This is a genomic window from Bacillus cereus group sp. BfR-BA-01383, from assembly GCF_022663495.1.
Lineage (GTDB): Bacteria > Bacillota > Bacilli > Bacillales > Bacillaceae_G > Bacillus_A > Bacillus_A cereus_AU.
Genome location: NZ_JAKUFP010000072.1, coordinates 1 through 6,218, shown reverse-complemented (window position 1 = coordinate 6,218; position 6,218 = coordinate 1). Strand labels below are relative to the sequence as shown.

The following is a 6,218-nucleotide window of genomic DNA, read 5'->3' as shown; positions in this document are numbered from 1 at the left end:
TGCCCATCAGGTAGCATAGCGAAAAATTTGAAACCCGTCAGGGTTTATTTGATGTGCCTACTTTTATAACATCTATAAAAGATAATAAAAACTACGTGGAAAGACCGCATTTTGTATAAAAATATACGTTAAGTTGATGGATGTGTGGCGGTACCCCATAAAGGAGATGCTATTTTACGGTTACTTATGGAAATGAAACTGGAGCTAAAAGAAGTAAAAGAACAAGTGCATACATCGTTAAAAAATATGGAAAAGCAAAATAAAAAAAGAGAAATTCCTTCAACTGTTTCTAAGAAAAAACAGGATTGGAAATATCCTTCTAAAATGAAATAAGAAAAAGACCACGGATTTCCGTAAGTGGTCTTTTTTTCGTAAGAGATCCAAACTAAATGGAACAAAAAAAGAACCCTTAGAGGTATCTCCGCATCGCCAGCAAGTTAAGAAATACATTCTTCCCGGCGTATCGCCAGCGTTTTGGAAAAACCCCACACTAAACAAAAAATATAATAAGCCGCCCATATGGACAGCTCATTTACATAATTCTCGAAAGCGGAAGTTGCATAGGATTTATGTTGTCCCGTTTATGACAAGGTCTGCTTTTTCATCAGGTCTATGTTTTCTTACATAAATATCCTCTGAAATCATCCAATTATGTTCCCATATATCACGAGCTGCTTCTCCATCTCTTTCAACACCTCTCGCAAGTCGAATTTCGCGAGGACAATCCACCCAAATTTTGAAATCATATGTATGTTCAAGTTCTTTACGAAGGGCGTAAACACCCTCAATTATAACAATCCCACCAGTAGGAACTAAGTGCCATTCTGCCAATTTATCTATATTCCAATCGTAACGTTGATAATAACCATCTTGGTTTTGACTAAGAGGGTGAATGACTTGTTTTAATAAGCGATTCCAATCAAAATCAGCCCCGATGGGTTTAGAATCAGGACTTCCTTTTAAGATTTGGGAAGAAGGAAAATAAAAATCATCCATATGAACAATTGTTACAGTGGGTTTTATGGTCTGTAATGTATTAGCAAATGTACTCTTTCCTGAACCTCCGCATCCATCAATTCCAACAAGTATCGTCTCTTGCTTTTTAGGCAACTTTTCAAGTGTGTCCAATAGGTCACTAAAGGTGCACACCTGATTATTATTTGAAGAAAAATTCATATCTCTCCTCCTATTGTTTATTACAGCAAACCTCTCTTGTTTTTGAAAGGAGTTATTTGGTTCGTTTGAAGATAATCTCCAAAGAACTCGTGTATCCTGCCATTGTTAGAGTAAGGACTTGAACAAATTCCCAACCATCTTCAGCATGTTCGGTAATAATACGTTTATAATCTTCTTTAGGTTGCCCTTTCCATCCATCAATTTCGACTTTCACGAATTTGTAATCGTACATATTCTTTCCCCTTTTTCCTAATTGTACCATTTAGAAGAAGCGATGTATTGTCCCTTTTTGACTGTATACTCTATACATGTGAGGTTGACATAACGTAACATTATCAGTAGTAACCCAATCCCCGAAATCTATTCATACCAAGAGTTTTCTAGCTTTCCGGTCCCTTTCTGTATGAAAGATTTCATACATTCCTGTCACAACAGCATTTGGCAGTTCAAACCGTTCTCGTAGCCTGCATGAAATCCTACATATTCTTAGCGTATAAAATCCGCGTTTTGCCGTCAGTACCCCATAAAGAAAAGACACTCTTATAAGAGTGCCTTTTCTGATAGTTTTTTAGCAGAAGCAAGAAGCTCCAACAATGATTAATAAAATAAATAATACAACTAATAAAGCAAAGCCACCGCCACAACTACTGCAACTACCACCAAAGCCCATTTTAATCTCTCCTTTGAGTAGGAGGGGGAAATTAAGGTCACTCATGTATTTTAATGGATTCACTTTACCTTATGTTTTTACGTATTAATTGAGCAGGTCCTTTTGAAAATAAAGAAAAGACACCCTAAGGTGCCTTCCTCCGACTTGAACCACTTTAATTTTAATAATATGTATTGGACTCCCATTCAACTATTATTTTATTGTATCTTTCTCGTTCTTGGCATTGTTGTTCTTCTGCTTTCTTCGTTTCTTTTTTTGTTTTGACTTCTGTTTCTTCTGTACCGCAAGCGACTAACCCTAAAGTTAGCACCCCGGCAATAAGTAGGTTAATTTTCTTCATTATTGATCGGCCTCTTCACATTTGTTTTGTTGTAATAACGATGAATCGACGTTCACGACTCAACCTTCGTTTGTAATTTGTTCGTTAGAAAATGAACAATTGATCGTATTAGAAAAGGTTTAAAAATAAAACTTTTCTTTTCATTTAATAAATTTACCTTTAAAGACTATATAAATACCTTTGACCATATTTGTAATTCTTTGTAAAATGATATATGGAAAGATTATGAATATACAGGTAATCTATGGATAGTAGTTTCTAAGAAATTATTCGGGGAAAATTTCTTAGTTAAGTATATTAACTTGTTTGCACTAAATTTTATAAATAAAGGGGTATTAGGAATCATGAAAGCAAAGAAATTAGTAAGTTTAGCGTTACCAGTTATGTTATTGAGTGGTTGTATTACAATTGAAACTGATGATAAGAAAGCTGAACCAAAGAAAGAAGAAACGCAAAAGATAGAAAAAGAGAGTAAGACTTCTGAAAAAGAGAGTAAGTCAACTGATAGCAAGAAAGAGGATAGCTTATCTGTAGCAAAAGGTGAAGATAAGGAGACAAGTAAGTCAAGTACTTCTAACTCTACTAGTTCTTCCAACTCTTCTAGTAAGGTAACTGGTTCAGAAGTTGACAAATACAAGCAAGATATTTTAGACAATGCAAATAAAATAGACGAAACACTACGATTGATTGAAGACTCAGCAAAATCAGACATTAAATCAGTAAGCTTAAAGAAGAGTGAAATACAACTTGTAACAGGTGGATCACAAGCATATGTAAGAAAAATAAAGTATCTTGAACCACCAACTGAACTGAAAACAGAGCATGACAAGATAAAAGAATCAATGGACTTATACTATGATGCATTCCAACTCCTTTCAGATGCAGTAGGTGAAGAGAGTGAAAGTAAACTGAAAGAATCAATTACAAAGTCACATCAAGGTGCAAAGTTATTCGAAGAAGCAACAAAGAGTATTGCAAGTAAAACAAACTAATAATTAAAACTCATTCAGAATAAGGGGTATGATGTATGAGAGCGAAGAAACTAGTAACATTAGCAGTACCGTTCATGTTGTTAGTAGGTTGTGGAACTGATAAAACAGAGGCAAAGCCGAAAGAGAAAGTAGAGTCTAAAGAAGAGACAAAGGAGAAGTTGTCAAAAGAGAAGTATCCACTACGTATGACAAAGTTATCTTCTGAGTTAGTGAATCAAATCACGGTTATAACTGAGATAGCAATGGATAAAGACAAAGATGAAAAGGTTTTAAAGAAAGAGATCATAAAAGAAGAGTCTGAGTTACAGAAAATCATTGCTAAGTTTAAACAGGTAGCACCACCAAAAGAGTTTGTAGACTCACATAAACAAATTCTAAAAGCTGTAGACTGTTATAGTAAAGCCTATGCATTGCAGGTTGAAGTTATAAACGGCAAAGGTAAAATTACAGAGGAAGACAGAAGCAAGTCTCAAAAGTCAATGGACTTAATTAAAGAAGGTAATGAGTATTGGCAAAAAGGATATGCACCACTACAAGACGCCCAATTAGACCAAGCAAACGAACTTGGTAAGAAAACAGGCGTACAATTTGATAAGCCTTCAACTTCTAGTTCTGACGATGACAGTGTACAAGTATCTCAAGACGGCAAGGAGTTACTAGGTGAGTGGGGTAATTACAAAGGTTCTGAGTTTCATAAGGGCTTAGACTTCCGTGAAGATAATTCATTTACCGCTTATGATGATACAGGTAAAACTTCTTATGAAGATAACCATATGACAGGAACATGGATTTTCGATGCAGACAAGAAACAAGTTACCTTGTTACCTACTGAGTTTGTAAAAGACGGTAAGAAGATAGATGCAAAGAATACAAATGCATTTGTAGAGTATAAACTTGAATTTTTAAGAGCAGGTTCTCTAAAAATGACAGACGGTAAAGGTAATACAATAGAAGCAGAGAGACGTAAATAACCATTCAATTAAAGGGGTAGGAGAAATGAAGAGTAAGAAACTAATAGGTGTTACTATTCCACTCCTATTATTGTTCGGTGGTTGTTCTCCTGACAAAGTAATCATCAAATCAGAAAGCAAACCACTACAAGAAAGTAAGGCGGATAAAGTGAAACCTGTAGATGTAGGTGATTATTCAATCGAAGAGTACATTAATTCTCTTTCAGACATAGCTTTAGAAATGGAAGATAAGGTAACGGAGATGGATAATCTACTTCAAGGAGAAGACCTTCCATTCCATAACAAGCATAAGTATATAAAACTAGCAGAAGAATCAATAGACTTATCAGTACAAGCTAGAGAGTTACAAGTACCAAAAGAATTCGAAGAGGTACATAAAGACGTTGATAAAGCTATGCAGATGTACAGTACTGGTTTCCAATATCAAATAGACTACATTAAAAAGCCAGACCCTAAAAATTCAAATAAGGCTTTAGAGATTATAACTGAAGCAGGTAACTTATGGGTAGAAACATCTGAAAGAATAGCTAAAGAATACAGTAAAGCAATATTACAATAAATTTACTTAAAGGGGTATATGTTATGAAACCGAATAAGGTATTATCCATAGCACTCCCTATCATACTCTTAACAGGGTGTGGTGGGGAAGACAAGATAAAAGAAAAAGCCGAAGCCAAGCAAGAAGAGAAACAAGAATCGAAGAAAGTAGCTAAAACTCATAAAGTACCTGCTGAGTTTTATAAACGAGATATCAATACTTATTGTAAGTATTTAGAAGATGACTTTAAAGCATACAACAATGAACTGAGTCATATCTCGGATAACACTACTACAAGGGAAGCGATTCTAGATAGAATTAAACGACTCGAAAGAACAATTGATATGTTTGATGAAGTTGACCCTCCTAAAGAGTATGCAGACGTCCATAAAGATGTAGAGAGTTCAATGGAACACTTCTCAAAGGCAATGAAACTATCGAAAGAAGTATTTTCTAGAAAAGAAATGCCTAAAGGGGGTAGAACTGATAAAGAATTACTAGAAGAGTCTGATAATGAAATCAAGAAAGGTGACGAGTACTGGTTTAAATTCATAAAAGAACTTGGTTTCACAGAAGGCTCTCCTAACAGAGCAATAACAGAAGCTCAATTAAACGAGTTGGATAATAAAGAAGGTACTAACCTTGAAGCAGTAGAAAAGAACGTAGTAGATGGAACAGAGTTAATTGCTAACTGGGGTTTTGAAACGAAAAACGGTTTCCAACCTTCTCTTATCTTAAAAGGTGGTAATCCAAAACAGTTTGAAGTTTACCTATATGGAGATTATCCAAAGAAAGGTAACCACATTGAAGGTACATGGACTTATGATGTTCCATCCAAAGAGTTACGATTACATATCGACAAACAATTTGTAAATGGTCAGGAAGCAGAAGTTATTCATAAAGACCTTAAGTACAAAGTACAAAACTATGATAAAAAGAATTTGCAATTATTTAACCAAGATTCTATGAAAATAACTCGATATACAAAGCAAATGTAATGATAAAAAGGAAAAGGATTAGGTATAGTCGCCTAATCTTTTCTTCTTCGTAACTATCCAGCCCATAGTTAAAAACGCAAGACAAATAGAGGTAATCACTGCGATCTATTCTGTTTTCCTCTGATTGGGGTACCGCCACATCGCTATCAAGCTAAGCTTATGTAAAGTCAATTTTAAGCGAGATTGTTTCTTTTTTCTAAAGGGAAAGTGTAGATGATTGAAAGATTTGCATACGAAATAAACCCTAACGGGTTTCACTTTTTTGAATTAAGCGGCTTGATTTTCAGACATTGTACAATTGTAAACGACACCTAATATATCAAAGACCGTTTTTTTCTCATATCGATGAGATTTTCGCCCGTCTTGCTGCAGGAGATTGAACAGGCGAAGTAACACCTTTGATAGCTCTTGGGTGTTTTTTTGTATAGTTTGGAATAAAAGCAGAAAATAGTCTTTAATCATATATATGGCTTTATACTCACTAAGCTCTCGTTTTTTCTTCATGAGGAGCAATTGGCGCATTTGAAACATGA

General features: G+C 34.9%; 9 protein-coding genes and 1 pseudogene. 5 read left to right on the top strand and 5 right to left on the bottom strand.

The window, feature by feature from the left end:
• The first annotated feature begins 144 nt into the window (after window positions 1-144).
• Entirely contained in the window at window positions 145-333 is a 189-nt protein-coding gene (locus tag MR065_RS26685; protein ID WP_242215697.1) for a hypothetical protein, read from the top strand.
• Between the two features lie 234 nt (window positions 334-567).
• Here MR065_RS26685 and MR065_RS26680 read toward each other — a convergent pair whose 3' ends face one another.
• The 4 genes from MR065_RS26680 to MR065_RS26665 form a co-directional block, all read right to left on the bottom strand.
• Window positions 568-1,176: a uridine kinase family protein gene (locus tag MR065_RS26680; protein ID WP_242215696.1), complete on the bottom strand. Its 609-nt coding sequence runs from the start codon at window positions 1,174-1,176 to the stop codon at window positions 568-570.
• A 52-nt stretch (window positions 1,177-1,228) separates the two neighbouring features.
• Window positions 1,229-1,408 carry a DUF4177 domain-containing protein gene (locus MR065_RS26675; RefSeq protein ID WP_002171665.1) on the bottom strand — a complete coding sequence of 60 codons (180 nt, stop codon included), beginning with the start codon at window positions 1,406-1,408 and terminating at the stop codon, window positions 1,229-1,231.
• A gap of 336 nt (window positions 1,409-1,744) precedes the next feature.
• Window positions 1,745-1,846: a YjcZ family sporulation protein gene (locus MR065_RS26670; RefSeq protein WP_000505688.1), complete on the bottom strand. Its 102-nt coding sequence runs from the start codon at window positions 1,844-1,846 to the stop codon at window positions 1,745-1,747.
• 160 nt (window positions 1,847-2,006) lie between these two features.
• Entirely contained in the window at window positions 2,007-2,186 is a 180-nt protein-coding gene (locus MR065_RS26665) for a hypothetical protein (protein ID WP_002201545.1), read from the bottom strand.
• Between the two features lie 344 nt (window positions 2,187-2,530).
• Between MR065_RS26665 and MR065_RS26660 the strand changes: the two genes are divergently transcribed.
• The 4 genes from MR065_RS26660 to MR065_RS26645 are packed head-to-tail and all read left to right on the top strand — an operon-like array spanning window position 2,531 to window position 5,685.
• On the top strand, window positions 2,531-3,178 hold the full coding sequence (locus MR065_RS26660; protein WP_242215695.1) for a hypothetical protein: 648 nt from the start codon (window positions 2,531-2,533) through the stop codon (window positions 3,176-3,178).
• Window positions 3,179-3,213: 35 nt separating this feature from the next.
• Window positions 3,214-4,149, top strand: coding sequence for a DUF7018 domain-containing (lipo)protein (locus tag MR065_RS26655; protein ID WP_242215694.1), 936 nt, complete (start codon window positions 3,214-3,216; stop codon window positions 4,147-4,149).
• 25 nt (window positions 4,150-4,174) lie between these two features.
• The gene (locus MR065_RS26650; RefSeq protein ID WP_242215693.1) at window positions 4,175-4,708 is read left to right on the top strand and encodes a DUF7018 domain-containing (lipo)protein; all 534 of its coding nucleotides are present in this window, start codon (window positions 4,175-4,177) and stop codon (window positions 4,706-4,708) included.
• Between the two features lie 23 nt (window positions 4,709-4,731).
• Entirely contained in the window at window positions 4,732-5,685 is a 954-nt protein-coding gene (locus MR065_RS26645; protein ID WP_242215692.1) for a DUF3994 domain-containing protein, read from the top strand.
• A 267-nt stretch (window positions 5,686-5,952) separates the two neighbouring features.
• Here the strand turns inward: MR065_RS26645 and MR065_RS26640 are convergent.
• Window positions 5,953-6,218, bottom strand: a pseudogene (locus MR065_RS26640) (IS4 family transposase); the annotation flags it as partial.